A 999-nucleotide genomic window follows, 5' to 3' on the forward strand; every position below is an offset into this window, starting at 1 on the left:
AGTACGAGCAATTCTTCCGGATACTGAGGGGGCCAGAGGTATTAGAAGAGATACATTAACACCCTTGTTGCTCTGCTGCCCTTCCGTTTCTGATAGTCCGTTGGATCTTCCACCGTGAGATCGTCCCGCGGTCGACCTTTCGGTACAGTTCGACAGAGAATCATAACGTTCCCTTCCCCGTTGGGGCTGCCCTCCTTGCGCGGTTATGAGATGAGATCCGTTAAGTTAACGACCTCACCATACCACCACTCCGCATAATCTCGGAGGATAGATTTGATGCGTGCCTTCTATTTTCTACTTAAGTATCTGGAATAATATACTCACTCTAGCTTCTCTTTCTGTTTTTCATTAAATCCGCAGAATGTGTTAGGACTAGGTGAAAACAAGATCGAAACTGTATCGCCGTTGAGGGCTTCTGAAACACACATTTGGAAGAGAAGTAAGGCAGCAGATGTCGTAGGAGGTTGATCTATGCTGTCGACGGCGAAAAATGATTTTTCCGCCTTTTGTGATATCTTGGTCCGGACACAGTTATGCGATCCAACAGAGCAAAACAATCCTTGATCGATACTGTCCAATTCGAACCTACTCAAGCAAAAGTCAACTACTCACTGTGCCTATTCATCCTCGGTATCTGTTGCGGCCAAAATCTCAGGATACCGGTTCCGTATCGTCATCTCGCTTACGTCCGTAGCATGAGCGATATCTGCTTGTCGGAGAGACTCATCGCACTGTTTGGCAGCCGCGTACAGTGCCCCTGCGGCGATGCCTACCGGATGTTTCCCGCTGTGAACACCGTTTTCAACCGCTATTCCGGCGAGACGTCGTGCCTCTCGCTCTGTCGCGTCCGTACACTCCACGTCCGACGCAATCCGCCCGATGAACGAACGAGGATCTGTTGGTGGAATTTCTAACCCGAGTTCACGTGAGACGTGTCGATATGCCCGCTCAACGCGAATTTGTTCGACGCGGCTCACTGTTGAAACCTCGTCGATAGAG

1 pseudogene is annotated in these 999 nt (G+C 49.7%); it reads right to left on the bottom strand.

The annotated features are described in order from the left end of the window. Positions 1-617: 617 nt before the first annotated feature. Positions 618-999 (bottom strand): annotated as a pseudogene (locus EXE45_RS16935) (transcription initiation factor IIB family protein); the annotation flags it as partial.

The organism is Halorubrum sp. SP9 (assembly GCF_005435015.1).
In the GTDB taxonomy this organism is placed as follows: Archaea; Halobacteriota; Halobacteria; order Halobacteriales; family Haloferacaceae; genus Halorubrum; species Halorubrum sodomense.